The 20,680-nt window shown below is 72.2% G+C and carries 20 protein-coding genes; 12 read left to right on the top strand and 8 right to left on the bottom strand.

What is annotated here, in order from left to right:
* Positions 1–18 precede the first annotated feature (18 nt).
* The 3 genes from ACDF64_RS00575 to ACDF64_RS00565 form a co-directional block, all read right to left on the bottom strand.
* On the bottom strand, positions 19–942 hold the full coding sequence (locus tag ACDF64_RS00575) for an NUDIX domain-containing protein (RefSeq protein ID WP_394555020.1): 924 nt from the start codon (positions 940–942) through the stop codon (positions 19–21).
* Between the two features lie 23 nt (positions 943–965).
* Entirely contained in the window at positions 966–3,137 is a 2,172-nt protein-coding gene (locus ACDF64_RS00570; protein ID WP_394552853.1) for an RNA degradosome polyphosphate kinase, read from the bottom strand.
* A 99-nt stretch (positions 3,138–3,236) separates the two neighbouring features.
* Positions 3,237–3,926 (bottom strand): winged-helix domain-containing protein, encoded by a 690-nt coding sequence (locus ACDF64_RS00565; protein WP_394552852.1) that lies wholly within the window; start codon positions 3,924–3,926, stop codon positions 3,237–3,239.
* A 74-nt stretch (positions 3,927–4,000) separates the two neighbouring features.
* Between ACDF64_RS00565 and ACDF64_RS00560 the strand changes: the two genes are divergently transcribed.
* The 4 genes from ACDF64_RS00560 to ACDF64_RS00545 all read left to right on the top strand — a co-directional run bounded on the left by ACDF64_RS00560 (position 4,001) and on the right by ACDF64_RS00545 (position 7,291).
* Entirely contained in the window at positions 4,001–4,315 is a 315-nt protein-coding gene (locus ACDF64_RS00560; protein WP_394552851.1) for a hypothetical protein, read from the top strand.
* 146 nt (positions 4,316–4,461) lie between these two features.
* The gene (locus ACDF64_RS00555) at positions 4,462–5,070 is read left to right on the top strand and encodes an FABP family protein (RefSeq protein WP_394552850.1); all 609 of its coding nucleotides are present in this window, start codon (positions 4,462–4,464) and stop codon (positions 5,068–5,070) included.
* A complete protein-coding gene (locus ACDF64_RS00550) occupies positions 5,070–6,230 on the top strand; it encodes a YgfZ/GcvT domain-containing protein (RefSeq protein WP_394552849.1) in 1,161 nt (386 codons plus the stop codon). Before ACDF64_RS00555 ends, ACDF64_RS00550 begins: the two co-directional genes overlap by 1 nt.
* Positions 6,227–7,291, top strand: a complete 1,065-nt coding sequence (locus ACDF64_RS00545; RefSeq protein WP_394552848.1) for an aromatic acid exporter family protein — start codon at positions 6,227–6,229, stop codon at positions 7,289–7,291. Before ACDF64_RS00550 ends, ACDF64_RS00545 begins: the two co-directional genes overlap by 4 nt.
* 81 nt (positions 7,292–7,372) lie before the next feature.
* Here ACDF64_RS00545 and ACDF64_RS00540 read toward each other — a convergent pair whose 3' ends face one another.
* On the bottom strand, positions 7,373–8,188 hold the full coding sequence (locus ACDF64_RS00540; protein ID WP_394552847.1) for a class I SAM-dependent methyltransferase: 816 nt from the start codon (positions 8,186–8,188) through the stop codon (positions 7,373–7,375).
* A 34-nt stretch (positions 8,189–8,222) separates the two neighbouring features.
* On the opposite strand from ACDF64_RS00540, the gene ACDF64_RS00535 reads away from it, so the two are divergent.
* Positions 8,223–8,972 (top strand): phosphoglyceromutase, encoded by a 750-nt coding sequence (locus ACDF64_RS00535; protein ID WP_394552846.1) that lies wholly within the window; start codon positions 8,223–8,225, stop codon positions 8,970–8,972.
* Between the two features lie 100 nt (positions 8,973–9,072).
* Here ACDF64_RS00535 and phoU read toward each other — a convergent pair whose 3' ends face one another.
* Positions 9,073–9,744 (bottom strand): phosphate signaling complex protein PhoU, encoded by a 672-nt coding sequence (gene phoU / locus ACDF64_RS00530; protein WP_394552845.1) that lies wholly within the window; start codon positions 9,742–9,744, stop codon positions 9,073–9,075.
* 183 nt (positions 9,745–9,927) lie between these two features.
* On the opposite strand from phoU, the gene ACDF64_RS00525 reads away from it, so the two are divergent.
* Together ACDF64_RS00525 and ACDF64_RS00520 are read left to right on the top strand one after the other, a co-directional pair.
* Positions 9,928–11,304, top strand: coding sequence for a sensor histidine kinase (locus ACDF64_RS00525; protein WP_394552844.1), 1,377 nt, complete (start codon positions 9,928–9,930; stop codon positions 11,302–11,304).
* Positions 11,301–11,981 carry a response regulator gene (locus ACDF64_RS00520; protein WP_394552843.1) on the top strand — a complete coding sequence of 227 codons (681 nt, stop codon included), beginning with the start codon at positions 11,301–11,303 and terminating at the stop codon, positions 11,979–11,981. The genes ACDF64_RS00525 and ACDF64_RS00520 overlap by 4 nt, the downstream gene beginning before the upstream one ends.
* A gap of 74 nt (positions 11,982–12,055) precedes the next feature.
* Here ACDF64_RS00520 and ACDF64_RS00515 read toward each other — a convergent pair whose 3' ends face one another.
* The gene (locus ACDF64_RS00515; protein ID WP_394552842.1) at positions 12,056–12,523 is read right to left on the bottom strand and encodes a DNA modification methylase; all 468 of its coding nucleotides are present in this window, start codon (positions 12,521–12,523) and stop codon (positions 12,056–12,058) included.
* Between the two features lie 160 nt (positions 12,524–12,683).
* Between ACDF64_RS00515 and ACDF64_RS00510 the strand changes: the two genes are divergently transcribed.
* The 4 genes from ACDF64_RS00510 (at position 12,684) to rlmB (ending at position 16,934) form a co-directional block, all read left to right on the top strand.
* A complete protein-coding gene (locus tag ACDF64_RS00510) occupies positions 12,684–13,166 on the top strand; it encodes a CarD family transcriptional regulator (protein WP_394552841.1) in 483 nt (160 codons plus the stop codon).
* A gap of 36 nt (positions 13,167–13,202) precedes the next feature.
* Positions 13,203–14,396, top strand: a complete 1,194-nt coding sequence (gene ispD, locus ACDF64_RS00505; protein ID WP_394552840.1) for a 2-C-methyl-D-erythritol 4-phosphate cytidylyltransferase — start codon at positions 13,203–13,205, stop codon at positions 14,394–14,396.
* Positions 14,397–14,493: 97 nt separating this feature from the next.
* Positions 14,494–15,906 (top strand): cysteine--tRNA ligase, encoded by a 1,413-nt coding sequence (cysS, locus tag ACDF64_RS00500; protein WP_394552839.1) that lies wholly within the window; start codon positions 14,494–14,496, stop codon positions 15,904–15,906.
* Entirely contained in the window at positions 15,903–16,934 is a 1,032-nt protein-coding gene (rlmB, locus tag ACDF64_RS00495; protein WP_394552838.1) for a 23S rRNA (guanosine(2251)-2'-O)-methyltransferase RlmB, read from the top strand. The genes cysS and rlmB overlap by 4 nt, the downstream gene beginning before the upstream one ends.
* Positions 16,935–16,998: 64 nt before the next feature.
* Here the strand turns inward: rlmB and ACDF64_RS00490 are convergent, their stop codons facing one another.
* Positions 16,999–18,318, bottom strand: coding sequence for a DUF4032 domain-containing protein (locus tag ACDF64_RS00490; RefSeq protein WP_394552837.1), 1,320 nt, complete (start codon positions 18,316–18,318; stop codon positions 16,999–17,001).
* Positions 18,319–18,394: 76 nt separating this feature from the next.
* Complete coding sequence (locus tag ACDF64_RS00485; RefSeq protein WP_394552836.1) at positions 18,395–19,495, bottom strand: ABC transporter ATP-binding protein; 1,101 nt, start codon at positions 19,493–19,495, stop codon at positions 18,395–18,397.
* A 250-nt stretch (positions 19,496–19,745) separates the two neighbouring features.
* On the opposite strand from ACDF64_RS00485, the gene ACDF64_RS00480 reads away from it, so the two are divergent.
* Positions 19,746–20,669 carry a DsbA family protein gene (locus ACDF64_RS00480; protein WP_394552835.1) on the top strand — a complete coding sequence of 308 codons (924 nt, stop codon included), beginning with the start codon at positions 19,746–19,748 and terminating at the stop codon, positions 20,667–20,669.
* Positions 20,670–20,680 lie beyond the last annotated feature (11 nt).

Below are 20,680 nucleotides of genomic sequence, written 5' to 3'. Positions count from 1 at the left end.
CGCGCTGCACGCGCGGCGTCACTCGCGCGGCGTGTGCGTCTCGATCGCGATGATCCCCGAGCTCGGGTTCGTCGCGGACAGGTGGACCACGCTGAACGCGCCGGTCTCGAGGGCGGCGGCGTCGGAGACGTAGTCGCCGAGGGGGGTCCCGGTCGCGAGCGCGATCTCGCGCACGAGGTCGGGGAGCACGGGCCGGTGGCTGCACAGCACCGCGGTCTTGCCGACGCGTACGCGCTTGCCGATGACGCGGCGGATCTCCGCCTGGCCCTCGTCCCAGGATTCCTGGCTGATCCCCGATTCGCGTCGGATCGGCTTGCCGAGCGCGGCCGCGAGCGGCGCGACGGTCGTCACGCAGCGGACCGCCGGGCTCGAGAGGATCCGCTTGGGCCGCCACGCCGGGAGCATCGCCGCGAGCGAGGCGGCCTGCCGCACGCCGCGCTCGGTGAGCGGCCGCTGCGGGTCCTCGAGGCCCTTCGATTCGCCGCGCTCGAGCGCCTTGCCGTGGCGGACCAGGATCAGGGCGAAGGTCGAGGTGACGCCCTGGTCGACGAGCGCGGCGAACCGGTCGATCAGGACCCGGTCCGGCTCGTAGGTGAGGTGGGCGCGGAGGCGTCGGAGCGGAACCCACTCGAGCGCCGCGATCTCCGCGTTCGGGCGGAACGTGGACTGCTGCACGGCGGTTTCGCTCACCTCCGCGGACCAGTAGTGCACCGCCTTGTCGCGCCCGCTGGGCATCGAGTAGAGGCTCTCGCCGAGCGGGACGCCGAGCGTGACCCGCAGCCCCGTCTCCTCGTAGATCTCGCGCACGGCGGTCTCGGGGAGGGACTCGCCGGGGTCGACCTTGCCCTTCGGGATGGTCACGTCGCCGTACGCCGTGCGGTGGACGACGAGCACGTGCAGGCGTCCGTCGATCATCCGCCAGCAGACGGCGCCCGCCGCCATCACGGTGGGCTCGAGGACGCGGGTCACCGGCGGGTCCTCGGGCGGGCCCGCCGCGTGATCTGGCGCATCCGGCCGTCCTGGAGGTCGTGCAGCGGGCGCCCCTTCTCGTCGAGCGCGTGCCTGGTCCAGACGCCTTCGCCGTCGAGGTGCCACGAACTCGTGCCGGGGTCCATCGCGATGTCGAACATGCCCGTGATCTCGTCGATGTGGTCCGGGTCGACGAGGCGCACGAGCGCCTCCACGCGTCGGTCGAGGTTGCGGTGCATCATGTCGGCCGAGCCGATGTACACCTGGGGGTCGCCGTCGTTCACGAACGAGAAGATGCGCGAGTGCTCGAGGTACCGGCCGAGGATGGACCGGACGCGGATGTTCTCGCTGAGCCCCTCGATGCCGGGACGCAGGCTGCAGATCCCGCGCACCCACACCTCGACCGGCACGCCCGCGTTCGAGGCGCGGTAGAGCGCGTCGATGATCGTCTCGTCGACCATCGAGTTCACCTTGATGCGGATGCCCGAGCGCTTGCCCGCCTGCGCGTTCCGCGTCTCGGCGCTGATGAGCTTGAGGAGCTCCTTCCGCAGGTGGAGCGGGGCGACGAGCAGCCGCTTGAACTTCTTCTCGATCGCGTACCCGCTCAGCTCGTTGAACAGGCGCGTGAGGTCCTTGCCGACCTGGTCGTCGGCGGTGAGCAGGCCGAGGTCCTCGTAGATGCGGCTCGTCTTGGGGTTGTAGTTGCCCGTGCCGACGTGGCTGTAGTGGCGCAGCTGCCCCTTCTCCTGGCGGATCACGAGCGCGAGCTTGCAGTGCGTCTTCAGGCCGACGAGGCCGTAGACGACGTGCACGCCGGCCTTCTCGAGCTTGCGCGCCCAGGAGATGTTCGCCTGCTCGTCGAACCTGGCCTTGATCTCGACGAGGGCGAGCACCTGCTTGCCCGACTCGGCCGCCGAGATGAGGGCCTGCACGATCGGGCTGTCGCCCGAGGTGCGGTAGAGCGTCTGCTTGATCGCGAGCACGTGCGGGTCGGCCGCGGCCTGCTCGAGGAACGCCTGGACGCTCGTCGCGAACGACTCGTAGGGATGGAACAGCAGCACGTCGGCCGCGGACACCGCGGCGAAGACGTCGGCCTGGCGGTTCGGCTCCGCGGCCTGGAGCTGGAGGTTGGTCGTGGGCACCTGGATCGGGTAGTGCAGCTCGGGCCGGTCGATCCTGGCGAGGTCGAACAGGCCGCCGAGGTCGAGCGGCGCGGGCAGCCGGAAGACCTCCTGGTCGGAGATGTCGAGCTCGCGCACGAGCAGGCCGAGGGTGAGGTCGTCCATGTCCTCGGTGATCTCGAGGCGGATGGGCGGCCCGAACCGGCGCCGCAGGAGCTCCTTCTCGAGCGCCTTGATGAGGTTCTCGGTCTCGTCCTCCTCGACCTCGACGTCCTCGTTGCGGGTGACCCGGAACACGTGGTGGTCGAGGATCTCCATGCCGGGGAAGAGGTCGCCGAGGTGGTTCGCGATGAGCTCCTCGAGCGCGACGTAGCGGGTGTCGTCGACGCGCTCGTTCGGGCCGACCTGCACGAACCGCGGGAGCATCTGCGGCACCTTCACGCGCGCGAACTCCTGCCGGCCGGTCCGGCTGTGGCGGACCCGCACCGAGAGGTTGAGCGAGAGGCCCGAGATGTAGGGGAACGGATGCGCCGGGTCGACCGCGAGCGGCATGAGCACTGGGAAGATCTGCGAGCTGAAGTAGTCGCGCAGGTGGGCGCGCTCGGCCTCGCCGAGCTGCTCCCACGACACGACCCGGATCCCGGACTCGGCCAGCGCCGGCTTCACGAGCTCCTGGTAGACGCGCGCGTGGCGCTCCTGCAGCTCGTGCGCCTTCTGCGAGATGTCGGCGAGCACGTCGTGCGGCGCGCGGCCGACGTTGGTCGGGACGGCCAGCCCGGTGACGATGCGGCGCTTCAGCCCGGCGACGCGGACCATGAAGAACTCGTCGAGGTTCGACGCGAAGATGGCGAGGAAGTTCGCCCGCTCGAGGACCGGGAGCGCCGGATCCTCGGCGAGCTCGAGCACGCGCTGGTTGAACGCGAGCCAGCTCAGCTCGCGGTCGAGGTACCGCTCGGCGGGCAGCTCCGGCGCGCCTTCGAGGTCGAACGGCTCGAAGTCGTCGTCGAAGTCGCGCGAGGCGAGGTCCTCGTCGAGGGTGTCGGTCATCCCCTCATCATGCCACCGGGCGCCGACGCGGCAACCGGGCGGAACATCCCGCGGGCGCGATGTTCACGCGACCGTCATCGGACGGCGCGGCGACCCGGTTCAGACCGAGGGCACGGATGCGCCGTGCTCGTCCTCCTCGTGGACGTTGAACCGGTATCCGACGTTGCGGACCGTGCCGATGAGGCTCTCGAGGTCGCCGAGCTTCGCGCGCAGGCGCCGCACGTGCACGTCGACGGTCCGCGTGCCGCCGAAGTAGTCGTAGCCCCACACCTCGCTGAGCAGTTGCTCGCGCGTGAACACCCGGGAAGGATGCGCCGCGAGGAAGCGCAGCAGCTCGAACTCCTTGTACGTGAGGTCGAGCGGCTTGCCGTGGACCTTGGCGGAGTAGCTCGCCTCGTCGATCACGACCCCGGAGGTCTGGATGCGCTCGCTCGGCCGGGTCGACTGGGCCCGCCCGATGGCGAGCCGGATGCGCGCGTCGACCTCGGCCGGGCCTGCGGCCTCGAGCACGACGTCGTCGACGCCCCAGTCCGGCGTGACCGCGGTCAGTCCGCCCTCGGTGACGATGAGCACGAGCGGTGTCGACATCCCGGTGGTGCGGAGGATCTGCGACAGGGCCTTCGCCCCGGCGAGGTTGGTTCGCGCGTCGAGGAACACGAGGTCCGAATCGGGAGCGCGCACGAGCTGGTCGGGCGTCGCGGGGATGACCCGCACGCGATGGGACAACAGGGACAACGCCGGAAGGACTTCTTCGTCGGCCGCCGGCGACAGGATCAGCAGCTGCGCCACGCATACCCTCCAGTAGTAAGGTGCGCACCATACTAGCGACAGGCGCGCAGGTGGCGCGCCACGGGTGGAGTGACATGACGTCGGACGGACGACGGGCGGGCGCGATCGGGATCGCGGTGACCTGGCTGGTCGCGATCGCGGGGAGCGTCGCGGTGCTCGTGCTCGAGGCCGGCGGCGGGCTCGCGGGTGCGCGCGGCGACCACGGCCTGACGGTCTACGCGGGACTCAGCGTGGTGTTCGCGATCGCGGTGCTCACGGCGCTGCTCGCCCAGCTCGCGTCGCGGCGCCCGCAGGGCTACGTGGTACGGGTGAGCGCGGCGGTCGGCGGCGCCGCGGTGGTCCTCCTCCTCGCCGCCGTCGCGGCGGTCCCGCTCCTGCTCACGGCGTAGACTCGGGGCATGTCCGAACTCCTCGCGCTCGAACTGCTGTTCATCGGCCTCCTGGGCCTCGCATCCCTCGCGATCGCCTGGATCAGCGGCGTGGTGGTCTACAAGCTCTTCAAGGGCCAGCGCTAGGCGTCGGTGAAGGCGTGGCGATGATCGAGCTGCCCGTCGACCTCCCGGCCGAGCTCGTCCCGCTCTCGTGGCTCCTCGGAGTCTGGGAGGGTTCGGGCGTCATCGACTACAAGGTCGGCGACGAGTCGGTCACCCACGAGTTCGGCCAGCGCGTCAGCTTCAGCCACGACGGGCTCCCGTACCTCAACTACACCTCGTACGCGTGGCTGTTCCCGTCCGAGGACGACGAGGATCCCAGCCCGCTGGCGACGGAATCCGGCTACTGGCGCCTCGCCCGTCCGCTCGGGGACGGGGACGCGGGCCCGGGCCTGCTGCCCGGCGTCGGCGAGCGGGCGTTCGCCGACGCGGACGCCGTCGAGTCGCTCCGCAACGACGCCGGCGGATTCGACCTCGAGGTCTCGATCATCCATCCCGGCGGGGTCTCGGAGCTCTACCTCGGGCAGATCAAGGGCCCGCGCATCGATCTCGCGACCGACGCCGTCATGCGGACGAGCAGCGCGAAGCCCTACGCGGCCGCGACGCGGCTGTACGGGCTCGTCGAGGCGCACCTGCTCTGGGCCTGGGACATCGCCGCGCTCGGCCAGGACCTGCGGACCCACGCCTCGGCGCGGCTCGCCAAGGTCGACTGATGGCCGACTCGCCGTTCCTCGCGCTGCACGGCGCCGTTCCCGCCGAGGGCGCCGACCTGGGCGTCGCGGCCCACTACGGCAACCCGATCATCGAGCAGCGCCGGCTCGAGGCCGGCCGCGCCGTCGTCGACCTGTCCGACCGGGGCATCCTGACCGTGACCGGCCCCGACCGCCTGAGCTGGCTGCACTCGATGGCGAGCCAGGCCCTCGACCGCCTCGCGCCCGGCGAGAGCACCGAGACCCTCCTGCTCGACGCGAACGGGCACATCGAGCACGCCGCGCACGTCGTCGACGACGGCGAGTCGACCTGGCTCGTCGTCGAGGGCGCCGAGGCGCCCGCGCTCGCCGCGTGGCTCGGCCGCATGCGGTTCATGCTGCGGGTCGAGGTCGCCGACCGGTCGGCCGACCACGCGGTGCTCGGCGCGGCGACCGCGGCGGCGCTCGACCTGGCCGCTCCGTCGGCCGACGGCGGCACGGGAACGGGCGGCGTGATCGACTGGGTCGACCCGTGGTCGGCGCCCGCCGGTCACCGGTACGCGCGCGCGGAGGGGCATCCGTCGTCCACGTGGCGCTGGGTCGAGCGGATCGTGCCGCGCGACGCGCTCGCCGGCGCGGCCGCCGCGGTCGCCGCGGGCCGCGTCGACGTGGCCGGATCGCTCGCGGCCGAGGCGCTGCGCGTCGCGGCCTGGCGTCCGCGGTTCGCGACCGAGGTCGACGAGCGGTCGATCCCGCACGAGCTCGACTGGCTGCAGAGCGCGGTCGACCTGCACAAGGGCTGCTATCGCGGCCAGGAGACCGTCGCGAAGGTGTTCAACCTCGGGCGCCCGCCGCGTCGGCTCGTGCTGCTGCACCTCGACGGCAGCGACACCGTGCTGCCGGTGCCGGGCGACCTCGTCGTCGGCCTGCGGCAGCGGCCCGAGCCGGAGCCGGGCGCCTCGCCCGAGCGGCGCGAGGTCGGCCACGTGACCTCGAGCGCGATGCACCACGAGCTCGGCCCGATCGCGCTGGCCGTCGTCAAGCGCGCCGTCCCGGCGGACCTGCCGCTCATCGTCGAGAGCCACGGCATCGACGTCGCCGCGGCGCAGGTCGAGATCGTCCCGGCCGACGCGGGCGCGGCGGTCTCGGTGCCCCGGCTGCCTCGGCTCGGCATCCGTCCGTGACGTTCGCGACGGACCGCGCCGCCGTCGGCGGCCGTCGCGTGCTCCACTCGATCCCCGCGATCGTCCAGATCACGGTCACGGCCGTCGCCGCGTACGCGATCGCCCATTTCGGCCTCGGGCACGCGCAGCCGCTGATCGCGGCCATCGTGGCCATCAGCGCGCTCGGGTTCGTGCGCGACGCGCGACCCGTCCGGGTCCTCGAGACCGTCGTCGCGATGACGCTCGGCATCGCGCTCGCCGAGGTGCTGCTCATCGTGTTCGGCGCCGGGCTCGTCCAGTACGCGGTCGCGCTCGCGCTCACGCTCGCGGTCGCGCGGTTCCTCACCGGCAACGCCGCCTTCGCGATCGCCGCCGCCGTCCAGTGCTCGCTCGTCATGCTCATGCCGGCGCCCGACGGCGGTCCGTTCGTCCGTACGCTGGACGCGCTCGTCGGCGGCGCGACCGCGCTGCTCGCGACCGCCCTCGTGCCGCGCGACCCGCTCCGCACCGCGCGCCGGGAGGGCCGCCGCCTGCTCGACGAGCACGTCGCGGTGCTCGGCCTGCTCGCGGAGTCGATGCGATCCGGCGACGCCCTCCAGGCCGGCCGGGCGCTCGAGCGGGCCCGGGCGACGGGTCCGCTCGTCGACGCGTGGCGCGACGCGGTCGAGTCGGGCACCGCGATCGCGCGGGTCTCCCCGTTCCTCGGTCGCGCGCGCTTCGACCTCGCGCGCCAGCGCGACATGGTCGCGAGCCTCGACCTCGCCACGCGCAACCTGCGCGTGGTCGCGCGGCGCGCCGAGTGGCTGCTGCACGACGGCGGCGCGCGGCCGGCGCTCGCCGACCTGGACGAGCGGATCGCGGTCGGCATCGGCTTCCTCGCCGACTCGCTCCGCGAGGTCGGCTCGGTGACGATCGCGAGGGCCTCGTTCGCCGAGGTCCTCCGGCACCTCGATCCCGAGCGGATGCTCCCGCAGGGGCCGGCGGCCGACCGGGTCGCGGCGCACGCCGTCCGCCCCTACCTCGTCGACCTCCTCACCGCGACGGGCATGCCGATCGACGAGGCGCGCGCCCTCCTGCCGTGAGGCTCGCGCGCCCACGCCCGTGCCCGTGCCCCGGCCCGCGCGCGTGCGCCGGCCGGCCCGGGCCGGCCCGGTGCCGGGCGATCAGGTCGCGGGGGAGACCGCCTCCCACGGCACGGTGACCTCGCCGAGCCGCCAGCGGCGGACGCCGCCGAGCACGGGCCATCCGTCGGCGGCGAGGCTGCGCACCGAGGCGATCCAGCGCTGCGACGGCCCGTAGACGGACAGCGGGGCCTGCACGCGCCAGGCCCGGTCGAGCGCCTGGAGCAGGTCGTGGACGCGCTCGCCGGGGACGTTGCGATGGATGAGCGCCTTCGGGAGGCGCTCGGCGACGACCGCGGGCGACTCGAGCCCGGCGAGTCGCAGGCTGATCGTGAAGGTGCGCGCGATGCCGGATGCCTCGATCCCGACCCAGCTCGCGATGCGGCCGAGCTCGTCGCACGTGCCCTCGACCAGCAGGCCGCCGACCGCGAGGCGCGCCGCCATCCGCGTCCACGCGTCGCGGACCTCGGATTCGTCGTACTGGCGCAGGACGTTGAACGCGCGGATCACCGCGGGGCGGCGGCCGCCGGGCGTCGGCACCTCGAAGCCGCCGAGGCCGAAGCCCACCCGGAGGCCGGCCGGGAAGTGCGTCCCGCCGGCGCGGACCTCGTCGAGCTGGGCGAGCGCGAGGCGCACGCGCGCCGGATCGATCTCGAGCCCGAGCACCTCGACGTCGGGGCGCGCGCGGACCAGCCGGGCGGCGAGCTCGAACGCCGTCACGCCGCTCGCGCCGTACCCGAGGTCGACGACGAACGGATCGGGTGCCCGTCGGAGGGCCGGGGCATCCGCGATCCAGCGATCCACTCGGCGCAGGCGGTTGGTGTTCGTCGTCCCGCGCGTGATGGATCCGACCGGCATGTCATCCAGTGTCGCAGGGCCATAGGCTGGATGCATGCCACACACCCTCATCCTGCTTCGCCATGGCGAGAGCGACTGGAACCAGAAGAACCTCTTCACCGGATGGGTCGACGTCCGGCTGAGCGAGAAGGGTCGTGCCGAGGCCGCGCGCGCGGGCGCGCTCCTCGCCGAGCACGGCGTCGCGCCCGACGTGCTCCACACGTCGGTGCTCTCGCGCGCGATCCAGACGGCCGATCTCGCGCTCGAGGCGGCCGACCTGCTGTGGATCCCGGTGCGCCGTTCGTGGCGGCTGAACGAGCGTCACTACGGCGCGCTCCAGGGCCTGGACAAGGCCGAGACGCAGGAGAAGTACGGCAACGAGCAGTTCATGCTGTGGCGTCGCTCGTTCGACGTGCCGCCGCCGCCGCTCGACGACGACTCGGAGTGGTCGCAGGTGGGCGACGCCCGCTACGCGGACCTGCCCGACGAGCAGCTGCCGCGCACCGAGTGCCTCAAGGACGTCATCGCGCGCATGCTCCCGTACTGGGAGAGCGACATCATCCCCGACCTCGCGGCGGGCAAGACGGTGCTCGTGACCGCGCACGGCAACTCGCTGCGCGCGCTCGTGAAGCACCTCGACGGCATCAGCGACGACGACATCGCCGAGCTCAACATCCCGACCGGCATCCCGCTCGTCTACCAGCTCGGCGACGACTTCATGCCGACGCAGCCGGGCGAGTACCTCGACCCGGCCGCCGCAGCGGCCGGCGCTGCAGCGGTCGCCGCGCAGGGCCAGCGCAAGTAGCCCGACGAGCACGAACCCATCCGGGCAGAGGAAGGGCGGGACGTCCCCCGGCGTCCCGCCCTTCGGCCTGTGTGGCGCCCGATCGGGCGTCGCGTCCCTGTCAGGACGTCGCGCTCGCGTCCGAGGTCTCCGGCGCCCAGTCGCCCGTCGCGAGGTACTGGACCTTCTTCGCGATGGAGACCGCGTGGTCGGCGAAGCGCTCGTGGTACCGGCTCGCGAGCGTGGCGTCGACCGTCGCCGTGGCCTCGCCCTTCCAGGTCTCGCCGAGCATCGTGTCGAAGACGTGCAGGTGCAGCGCGTCGACCTTGTCGTCCTCGTTGCGGATCTCCTCCGCGACGGCGATGTCCTCGGTGCGCAGGAGCTCGGTGAGCCGCTGCGCGATCTCGACGTCCAGGCGGCCCATCTCCTCGAACGTCGGGCGGAGCGACTTCGGCACCACCTTGTCGGGGAACCGGTAGCGGGCCAGCTGCGCGATGTGGCGCGAGATGTCGCCCATGCGCTCGAGCGACGCGCTGATGCGCAGCGCGCTCACGATGATCCGCAGGTCACGCGCGACCGGCTGCTGCCGGGCGAGGATCGTGATGGCCAGCTCGTCGAGCGTCACGGTCGCCTCGTCGATGCGCGGGTCTGCGGCGATCACCTCTTCGGCGAGCGTCACGTCCGACTCCCGGAACGCCCGGGTGGCCTTCTCGATCGACTCCGCCACCAGGTCGGCGATCTCCACGAGGCGGTCCTGGACCTCGCGCATCTCCTGCTGGAACACTTCGCGCATGCTGCTGATCCCTCGTCTCTCCCCGGCCGCGCGGGCACGCGGCTGCAGGGCCTCTCCGGCCCCGGGACATCCTCGCCGCACTCGGTGAACGGAAGGTGCCGAATGCCTGAACACTTCCCAACCTAGCCCCGCAGGCGGGCCCCGGCCGGTCCCGCGGCCCCCCTCGCTGGTTATGGTGAACACATGGAGTCGACCTGGGTCGTCGTGGCGGCGCTCGCCCTGGGCGCGTTCCTCGGCGCCGCGTTCATGATCGTCGTGCACATGGCCGAACGACGCGGGCAGACCGCGGCGGCGGTCGCGGCGCCGACGCTTCCGGAGGGCATCTCCTCCGTCCTCGCCGTGCTCGAGTCGGCCGGCGTCGTGCTCGATCCCTCCAACAACGTCCTCAAGGCGTCGCCGAGCGCGCTCGCGCTCGGGCTCGTCCGCGACGGCGCGCTGGTCCACCGGCAGCTGCTCGACGTCGTGGCCGACGTGCGCGCGACCGGCGAGACCGTCGCCGAGGAGCTCACGCTCGCTCGCGGCCCGTTCGGCGAGGCGACGCTCCTGCTCCGCGTGCGCGCCGCGCGGCTCGGCTCGCGGTTCGTGCTCCTGCTCGCCGAGGACCGTACCGAGGCCAACCGGCTCGAGGAGGTGCGCCGCGACTTCGTCGCGAACATCAGCCACGAACTGAAGACGCCGATCGCCTCGGTCGGGCTGCTCGCCGAGGCGATCGACCTCGCGGCCGCCGAGCCCGAGCAGGTCCGGCGCTTCGCCAATCGGCTCGAGATCGAGTCGGGACGGCTCGCGCGCATCACGAACGAGATCATCCAGCTCTCGAGGCTCCAGGCGAGCGACGCGCTCGAGGCGGACGTGCTCGTCGACATCGACGAGGCGGCGCGCGCCGCGGTCGAGCAGAATCGCGTGGTCGCCGCCGGCAAGGAGGTCGAGGTCGCGGTCCGCGCGAAGACGGGCGCACAGGTCTGGGGGGACCAGGCGCTCATCGTCGTGGCGATCCACAACCTCGTCGCGAACGCGATCGCGTACTCGAACGCGGGCGGTCGGGTCGGGGTGGGGGTGCGCGTCGACGGGGACGTCGTGCAGGTCGCGGTGACCGATCAGGGCATCGGGATCGCCGAAGCCGACCTCGATCGGGTGTTCGAGCGGTTCTACCGCGTCGACCAGGCGCGCGCCCGCGAGACGGGCGGCACCGGACTCGGCCTCAGCATCGTGAAGCACACCGTGCAGAACCTCGGCGGCGACGTGCGGGCGTGGTCGAACCCGGGCCGCGGGTCGACCTTCACGATCCGGCTGCCGCTCGCGGAGCGCCCGCCGGGCGACGGCGGGTCGGGCGGTTCGGGCGGTTCCACGCGCGGTGCGCGGTCGACGGATGCACCGGCCGGCGTGGACTCGGCGGACCCCGCGGCCGAAGCCACGCCGGGGACATCCCATCGCGCCGCCGCCGGCTCGAGCCGCCGCCGCCGACCGGCCGACCGCGGGTCCGACCGCGGGTCCGATCGCGCCACCCCAGCCACCCCCGTGGCGACGACCGTCGCCGCCGCCCACCGAGGAGACCCCGCGTGACCCGAATCCTGCTCGTCGAGGACGAAGCCGCCCTGAGCGAGCCCCTGTCCTTCCTGCTCGAACGCGAGGGGTACGAGGTGACGGTCGTGGAGGACGGCCGCAGCGCGGTCGACGTGTTCGACCGCGACGGCACCGACCTCGTGCTGCTCGACCTCATGCTGCCGGGCCTGCCCGGCACCGAGGTGTGCCGCGAGCTCCGGCAGCGCTCGAGCGTGCCGATCATCATGCTCACCGCGAAGGATTCCGAGGTGGACATCGTCGTGGGCCTCGAACTCGGCGCCGACGACTACGTCACCAAGCCGTATTCGACCAGGGAGCTCCTCGCGCGCATCCGGGCGGTGCTGCGCCGCCGGGTCGACGCGCTCGACTTCGACGAGGCGGTCCTGGTGGGCGGTCGCGTGCGCATGGACGTCGACCGGCACACGGTCGAGGTCGACGGGTCGAGCGTGTCCATGCCGCTGAAGGAATTCGAGCTCCTCGAGCTGCTCATGCGGAACCCGGGGCGCGTGCTCACGCGCGGCCAGCTCATCGACCGCGTGTGGGGCTCCGACTACTTCGGCGACACGAAGACGCTCGACGTGCACATCAAGCGGATCCGTTCGAAGATCGAGTCGACGCCGTCCGAGCCGGTGCACCTGGTGACCGTGCGCGGCCTGGGTTACCGCTTCGAGGCGTGACGCGGCCGTACCTGCCGACGAAGACGACGGGGGCGATGCGCCGATGCGCATCGCCCCCGTCGTGTCGTCGCCGCTTACGGGACGAGGTCGGAGTACTCGGGGAGGCGCCCGTCGAGGATCGGCGTGCCGACCTCGACGCCCTCGGCGCCGGAGACCGAGAAGTAGAGCGTGGCGAGCTCGCCGGGCCCCGCGTCGATGTCCTCGATCACGAGCGGCTCCTCGTCGTCGCCGTCGCCGCCGAAGACGAGCTGGCTGTGCGCGTCGACGTCGACCGTCTGGGTGTCGCCGTCGGCGAGGCCGAGCTCGAGTTCGAGGTCGTCGTCGCCGGTGTTCGAGACGGTGAAGACGAGGGATGCCTCGTCGCCGCCCTCCTCCATGACCAGGAGCACGTTCCGCAGCTTCAGCGCGCCGACGTCGGCCGAGACGCCGTCGCTCGCGTCGTACTTCTCGGTCGTGGCCTGGTAGGTCACCATCGCACACCCGGTGCCGCCGACGACGATGGCCAGTGCCAGTGCAGCGGATGCCGCGAGACGCACCTTCACAGAACCTCCAAGTACGTGCACGTGCGCCGAGCCGGAGGGTTCCGGGGCGCACGCGGGAAACGTGATGAGTTTAGCGCATGGCCAACCCCGGAACGTGGGCGCAAAACCTTAGCAGGTGGGCTGTGTGATATCCTGAAAGTTGCCGAAAGGACTACCATTCATGCAATTTGAGGTTGGCGAGACCGTTGTGTACCCCCACCACGGAGCCGCAACGATCGTCGAAGTGAAGACGCGCGTCATCAAGGGCGAAGAGAAGCTGTACCTCAAGCTGAACGTCACGCAGGGAGACCTCGTCATCGAGGTCCCGGCTGAGAATGTCGACCTGGTCGGCGTTCGCGACGTCATCGGCAAGGAGGGCCTGGACCGCGTCTTCGACGTGCTCCGCGCGCCCTTCACCGAGGAGCCGACCAACTGGTCGCGTCGGTACAAGGCGAACCTGGAGAAGCTGGCTTCCGGCGACGTCATCAAGGTCTCCGAGGTCGTTCGCGACCTCTGGCGCCGCGACCAGGACCGCGGCCTGTCCGCGGGCGAGAAGCGCATGCTGGCGAAGGCGCGGCAGATCCTGATCTCGGAGCTCGCGCTCGCCGAGAAGACCGACGAGGAGCAGGCGTCGGAGCGTCTCGACGAGGTCCTCGCGTCCTGATCCCGGTGTCCTGATCCCGGCGCTACGCTCGATGCCGTGAACGCATCGACCGTCGCCGTCATCGTCGTCGCAGCCGGCAGCGGCCTTCGGCTCGGGCATCCCGAGCCGAAGGCGTTCGTGCCGCTCGGCGACGGCACCATCCTGTCGACCGCGGTCGATTCCATCCTCGGCATGCGCGAGATCCCGCACCTCGTGCTCGTGGTCCCGGCCGACCGCGTCGACGAGGCGCGCGCCGTCTTCGGCCCGGTCGCCGACCGCGTCGGCGCGCCGCTCGACGTCGTCGACGGCGGGACCACGCGGCAGGACTCCGTCGCCAAGGGCATCGCCGTGCTCCCGCACCTGGTCGACACCGTCCTCGTGCACGACGCCGCACGACCGCTCACGCCGGCGCTGCTGTTCGACGAGGTCGTCGCGGCCGTCCGATCGCGCGGGCACGGCATCGTCCCCGCGCTCGACGTCGTCGACACCGTCAAGCGCGTCGGGGGAGGCGGGCGCGTGCTCGACACGGTCGACCGCTCCACGCTCAAGGCCGTGCAGACGCCGCAGGGCTTCCCGCGCGAGGCGCTCGAACGCGCCTATGTCGAGGCGGTCGGCGAGCACACGGACGACGCCTCGATCGCAGCCGCCGCCGGGATCCCGGTCGACGTCGTGCCGGGCGACGCGCGCGCCTTCAAGGTCACCGTCCCGAGCGACCTCGCCCGCGCCGAGCGGCTGGTCGAGGAGCGCGCGGGCGGCGGCGAGACCCCGCTCCCACGGGTCGGGACCGGCGTCGACGTACACGCCTACAGCGACGACCCCGCCACGCCCATGCGCCTCGCCGGGCTCGAGTGGCCGGGCGGCCACGGGCTCAGCGGCCACAGCGACGGCGACGCGGCCGCCCACGCCATCGTCGACGCGGTGCTCGCCGCGGCCGGACTCGGCGACATCGGCGGCAGCTTCGGCACCGACGACCCCGCGCTCGCGGGGGCCCACGGAGTCGTGTTCCTCGAGCGCGCGCGCGACCTCGTCGAACGAGCCGGATTCCGGATCGGGAATGCCAGCGTGCAGATCGTCGGCAACCGGCCGAAGCTCGCGCCGCGCCGCGCCGAGGCCGAGGCCGTCCTGTCGGCCGCGCTCGGCGCGCCGGTGAGCGTCGCGGGCACGACGAGCGACGCGCTCGGCCTCACCGGGCGAGGCGAGGGCGTCGCGGCGATCGCCACCGCGATCGTCATCCCGCTCCCCGGCCGCTGAGGCGGCCCGCCGGGTCGCGTCCCGGCCACTGGGCGAACCCGACCACGTCGCCCGCCCGCCGCCGCGGGTCGCGGCACGCCGCCGGTAGGCTGGACGAGTGAGCCTCCGACTGTACGACACCCGGGCCCAGGCGCTGCGCGACTTCGTCCCCCTCGCCGAGGGGCGCGTCGGCATGTACGTCTGCGGGCCGACCGTGCAGTCGAGCCCGCATATCGGGCATCTCCGCAGCGCGCTCGCCTACGACCAGCTCCGACGGTGGCTCGCGTACCGCGGGTACGACGTGACCTTCGTGCGGAACGTCACCGACATCGACGACAAGATCCTCGAGGCCGCGACGGGCGAGGAGTGGTGGGCGCTCGCGTACCGCGTCGAACTCGAGTTCACCGCGGGGTATCGCGCGCTCGGGATCCTGCCGCCCACCTACGAGCCCCGGGCGACGGCGAGCGTCATGCAGATGCTCGAGCTCATCGGCTCGCTCATCGAGCGAGGCCACGCCTACCCCGCTCCGGATGCCTCGGGCGACGTCTACTTCGACACCGCGAGCTGGGCCGTCTACGGCGAGCTCACGCGCCAGTCGCGCGATCGCATGGAACCCGCGCCCGACGCCGATCCGCGCGGCAAGCGCGACCCGCGCGACTTCGCCCTCTGGAAGGGCCGGAAGGCCGCCGAACCCGAGTCCGCGTCGTGGCCGTCGCCGTGGGGCGACGGCCGCCCCGGGTGGCACATCGAGTGCTCGGCCATGTCGCGGCGGTACCTCGGCGGCGCGTTCGACATCCACGGCGGCGGGCTCGACCTGCGCTTCCCGCACCACGAGAACGAGCTCGCACAGTCGAGCGCGGCCGGGCTCGGCTTCGCGTCCTACTGGGTGCACAACGGCCTCGTGCACGTGAACGGGCAGAAGATGTCGAAGTCGCTCGGCAACTCGGTGTACGCCGCCCAGCTCCTGGAGCTCGCCTCGCCGCTCGCGATCCGCTACCTGCTCGGCTCGGCCCACTACCGGTCGACGCTCGACTACTCGCCGGAGTCCCTCGCCGAGGCGGAGGCCACCGTCGACCGCATCCGCGCCTTCCTCTCGCGCGTCGAACGTCGACTCGCGGGCACCAGGTTCGCGGGCGTCGGCGCGCCCGTCGTGCCCGACGCCTTCGCGGCCGCGATGGACGACGACCTCGGCGTGCCGCAGGCGCTCGCCGTCCTGCACGACGTGATCCGCGCCGGCAACCAGGCGCTCGACGCCGAGGAGCTGCACAGCGCCGCCGAAGCGCACGGGCAGGTCGCGGCCATGGTGGGCGTCCTCGGCATCGACCCGCGCGACCCGCAGTGGGCCGCGGCCGACGCCGGCCCCGCGGCATCCGCGCTCGGCGTGCTCGTCGACCGCCTCATCGCCGACCGACGGGCCGCGCGCGAGTCGAAGGACTGGGCCGCGGCCGACCTGATCCGCGCCGAGCTCGCCTCGGCCGGCATCACCATCGAAGACAGCCAGACCGGAACGCATTGGAGCCTCGTCTCATGAAGGGCAGCAGCGGCAAGCCGCGCAGCGGCGCCGTCCGCAAGGGCGGCAAGGGGAAGCAGGTCGGCACCGGGGGCCACGGGCGCAAGTCGCTCGAGGGCAAGGGGCCGACCCCGAAGGCCGAGGATCGCGCGTGGCACCCGGCGGGGAAGCGCAAGGCGGCCGAGGACCGGTACCGCGCCGCGGGCGGCAAGGGCAAGCCCGGGCAGAAGTCCGTCGCGGGGCAGCGCCAGGGCGCGCCGCGCGGGGCGTCCGGTGCGTCGCAGCGCGCTCGCGCGGGGGATGAGACCGAGATCGTGACGGGCCGCAACGCGGTCGTCGAGGCGCTGCGCACGCGCGTGCCGGCGACGACGCTCTACCTCGCGGCGCGGATCGAGATCGACGACCGGGTGAAGGAGGCGACCAAGCTCGCCACCAACCGCGGCATCCCGATCCTCGAGGTCATGCGGCCCGAGCTCGACCGGCTCGCCGGCGAGGGCGGGGTGCACCAGGGCATCGCGCTGAAGGTGCCGCCGTACGAGTACGCGCACCCGCTCGAACTGCTCGACGAGGTGCTCGAGTCCGGCGAGGTTCCGCTGCTCGTGGCCCTCGACGGCATCACCGACCCGCGCAACCTCGGTGCGATCATCCGCTCGACCGCCGCCTTCGGCGGTCACGGCGTGATCGTGCCGCAGCGGCGCAGCGTCGGCGTGACCGCCTCGGCGTGGAAGACGTCGGCGGGTGCCGCGGCGCGGCTCCCGGTCGCCATGGCTCCCAACCTCACGCAGACGCTGAAGGCGCTGAAGGAGCGTGGCGTGTTCGTCCTGGGCCTCGACGGCGACGGCGACACCTCGCTGCCCGGGCTCTCGTTCGCCGATCGCCCGATCGTGGTCGTCGTGGGGTCCGAGGGCAAGGGGCTCTCGCGCCTCGTGACCGAGACCTGCGACGCCATCGTGTCGATCCCGATCTCGTCGGCGACCGAGTCGTTGAACGCCGGCATCGCCGCGTCCGTGACGCTCTACGAGGTCTCGAGGCTCCGCGCGGGGGCCTGAACCCCCACGCGCCCGGCGGCGCGGCGCGAGCCGCGCGCCGGGCGCGCGTTCAGACCTCGTGCGTTCAGACCTTGAGGCGCCAGTCGCCCTCGTCGTCGGGATCGACCGTCGCGATCTCGGCCGTGTCCGGCGCGACGACCGGCAGCGCCGAGGTGATCGCCTCGGTGGGCGGGCCGATCACCGTCGCCTCGTCGCGACGGTGCCGCAGCACCTCGCTCACGTAGCTCGTGAGGGACTCGGCGAGCGGCACGTCGCGGCCGGCCCGCTGGGCGAGGAACCAGCGGTGCTCGAGGAGCTCGTGGAACACCTCCGCGGGTTCGAGCTTGCGCCGGAGCTCGACCGGGATGGCCCGCACGACGGGCTCGAACACCCGGAGCAGCCACTCGTGCGCGACCATCTCCTCGTCGAGGTCCTGCTTCCGGTAGGCCGCGCGGTACGAGTCGAGGTCGTTGAGCAGGCGGCGAGCCTGGTTCTCGCCCGCGTCGAGCCCGGTCAGGCGGAGCAGCCGCCGCTGGTGGTGGCCGGCGTCGACGACCTTGGGCTGGATCCGGACCTTGGTGCCCGAGTCGTCCGTCCGGATCGCGAGCTCCTCGATGTCGAAGCCGAGGTCGTTCAGCCGCTGGACCCGCTGGGCGATGCGCCAGCGCTCGGTGCTCGCGAAGGATTCCGAGCCGGTCAGCTCGCTCCAGAGGTTGCGGTAGGCGTCGACGATGCCGTTCGAGATCCGGACGGGGTCGAGCTCGTCGGCGACGCGACCGCCCGCCTCGAGGTCGAGCAGCTCGCCGGCGATGTTCACGCGCGCGATCTCGAGGTCGTTCTCGCGCTGGCCGTTCGACAGCCCGCGCTCGTAGAGCTTGCCGGTCTCGGCGTCCACGAGGTAGGCGGCGAACGCGCCGGCGTCGCGGCGGAACAGCGTGTTCGACAGCGACACGTCGCCCCAGAAGAATCCGACGATGTGGAGCCGGACGAGCAGGACCGCGAGTGCGTCGGTCAACCGCGTCGCGGTGTCGGGGCGGAGGGTCTGGGAGAACAGCGCGCGGTAGGGGAGCGAGAAGCGCAGGTGCCGGGTCACGAGCACGGGCTTGAGCTCGTCGCCGTCGGCGTCGGTGCGGTTCGTGATCACCGCGACCGGTTCGACGCACGGGATCTCGAGCCGCTGGAGCGCGCGCAGCATCTCGTACTCGCCGCGCGCCATCTCGGCGGTCGTCTCCTTGATCGCCACGACGTGGCCGGAGAGGTGCGCGAATCGCACGAGGTGCCGCGAGATGCCCTTGGGCAGGGCGGCGATGGTCTCGCTCGGCCACGCCTCGAGCGGCAGGTGCCACGGGAGGTCGAGGAGGGCGGGATCGGCCGTGGCCGACGTGATGGAGAGGGAGCCGCTCATATGGTGCCAGCGTAGCCGGGAACGGCGATGCCGGCCGGGCTGGGCCCGACCGGCATCGCCGTCACGAAGGTGCGGATCAGTGGACGATCGCCTGCTTGATGAGGCGCTCACCCGACTCGGCGTCGAACACGTGCACGTGGTTCGGCGTCGCGGTGAGGAACACCGTGTCGCCCGCGAACGGGTGGGTGCGGCCGTCGACGCGCGCGACGATGTCGGTGCGCTTGCCCTCGATCTCCGAGTGGCCGTAGAGGTAGCCGTCGGCGCCGAGCTCCTCGACCAGGTCGACGACGACCTCGAGGCCCTCGCCGCGGGTCGTGGAGACCACGATGTCCTCGGGGCGCACGCCGATGGTCGCGACCTTGCCGGTCGTGTCGGCGAGGGTGTCGCGGTCGACCGGGACGATCGAGGTGCCGAACTTGACGCCACCGTCGACGAGGTCGGCGTGAAACAGGTTCATCGCGGGCGAGCCGATGAAGCCGGCGACGAAGACGTTCTTCGGCTGCTCGTACAGGTCGCGCGGGGTGCCGACCTGCTGGAGCACGCCGTCCTTGAGGACCGCGATCCGGTCGCCCATGGTGAGGGCCTCGGTCTGGTCGTGGGTGACGTAGACCGTGGTGACGCCGAGGCGGCGCTGGAGCGACGCGATCTGGGTGCGGGTCTGGACGCGGAGCTTGGCGTCGAGGTTCGACAGCGGCTCGTCCATGAGGAACACCTGCGGCTGGCGCACGATCGCGCGGCCCATCGCGACGCGCTGACGCTGGCCGCCCGAGAGCGCCTTCGGCTTGCGGTTCAGGTAGGGCTCGAGGTCGAGGAGCTTCGCGGCCTCGAGGACGCGGGCGGCGCGCTCGTCCTTGCCGACGCCGGCGATCTTGAGCGCGAAGCCCATGTTCTCGGCGACGGTCATGTGCGGGTACAGCGCGTAGTTCTGGAAGACCATGGCGATGTCGCGGTCCTTCGGCGGGACGTCGGTGACGTTGCGCTCGCCGATGAAGATGTTGCCGTCGTTGACCTCTTCGAGGCCCGCGAGCATGCGGAGCGACGTGGACTTGCCGCAGCCGGAGGGGCCGACGAGGACGAGGAACTCGCCGTCCGCGACCTCGAGGTCGAGCGCGTCGACGGCCGGACGGGTGCCGCCCGGGTACAGGCGGGTGGCCTTGTCGAACGTGACTGATGCCATGGTTCTGTTCTCCTTCACCGGCAGGTACGTGCCGGACGATCCGTAGTGAATGGATGAATGCGCCGCCATTGGCGCCCACTCAGTATCGCACGCGCACCGGGACGTGCAAATCGGGGCAGGATGCCTCGCGGGGCGACCAGTTCGGCCCGTCTCGAGGGCTTTGGCTGTTTCCCAGCCATCGTCCCTACTATCGTGTGAGCGCTCGCATGCACCGAGCGCGCGCCCACACAGCGACCCGGAGTGATCATCGATGACCAACGGCTCCATCCAGCCACGTCCCACCCGCAACGAGCGACGCGACGCCGCCCGTGAGAAGGCCAGGATCCTCCGCGAGGAGCAGAAGAAGCGGGAGCGCCGCAACAAGATCCTGATCCAGGGCGGGATCATCGTCGCCGTGCTGGCCGTCGTGGCCATCGTGGGCGTGCTGATCTACCAGGGCGTGAAGCCCGCGGGCCCGGGGCCGCGCAACATGGCGAGCGACGGCATCGTGCTCACCGGCGTGGACGGCGCGATCACGGCCGTCGAGACGCCCGCGCTCGACGACGGCGAGGACCCGACGCCCACCGTGCAGGACGACAGCGGCAACGTCGCGAACATCGTCACGTACATCGACTACCTGTGCCCCTACTGCGGCCAGTTCGAGACGACGAACAACGAGACCATCCAGGCGATGGTCGAGTCCGGTGCCGCGACGCTCGAGATCCACCCGATCGCGATCCTCACGAACAAGTCGGCCGGCACGCAGTACTCGATGCGCGCGGCGAACGCGGCGGCCTGCGTCGCCGACCTCTCGCCGAACGCGTTCTTCGACTTCAACGGGCTGCTCTTCGAGAACCAGCCGGAGGAGGGCTCGACGGGCCTCACCGACGACCAGCTCAAGGGCTACGCCGAGGAGGCGGGCGCCGGCTCGCTCTCCGAGGTCCGGGCCTGCATCGACGACCGCCGGTTCAAGGGCTGGGTCGAGGCTGCCACGACCCGCGCGCTCACGCAGCCGGTCCCGAACTCCGACCTGCAGGCCGTCACCGGCACGCCGACCGTCATCGTGAACGGCAAGCAGTACCAGGGCTCGCTCACCGACGCGAGCGAGTTCCAGGCCTTCGTGACCCAGGCCGCGAGCGAGAGCTTCACCGAGGCCACGCCGACGCCCACGCCCACGCCGGCACCGGCGCAGTAGCGCGACGATTC

Source organism: Agromyces sp. MMS24-JH15, from assembly GCF_043518605.1.
Taxonomy (GTDB): domain Bacteria; phylum Actinomycetota; class Actinomycetes; order Actinomycetales; family Microbacteriaceae; genus Agromyces.
Note: the sequence above shows the minus strand (reverse complement) of the source record. Positions and strands in the feature narration are given on the sequence as shown.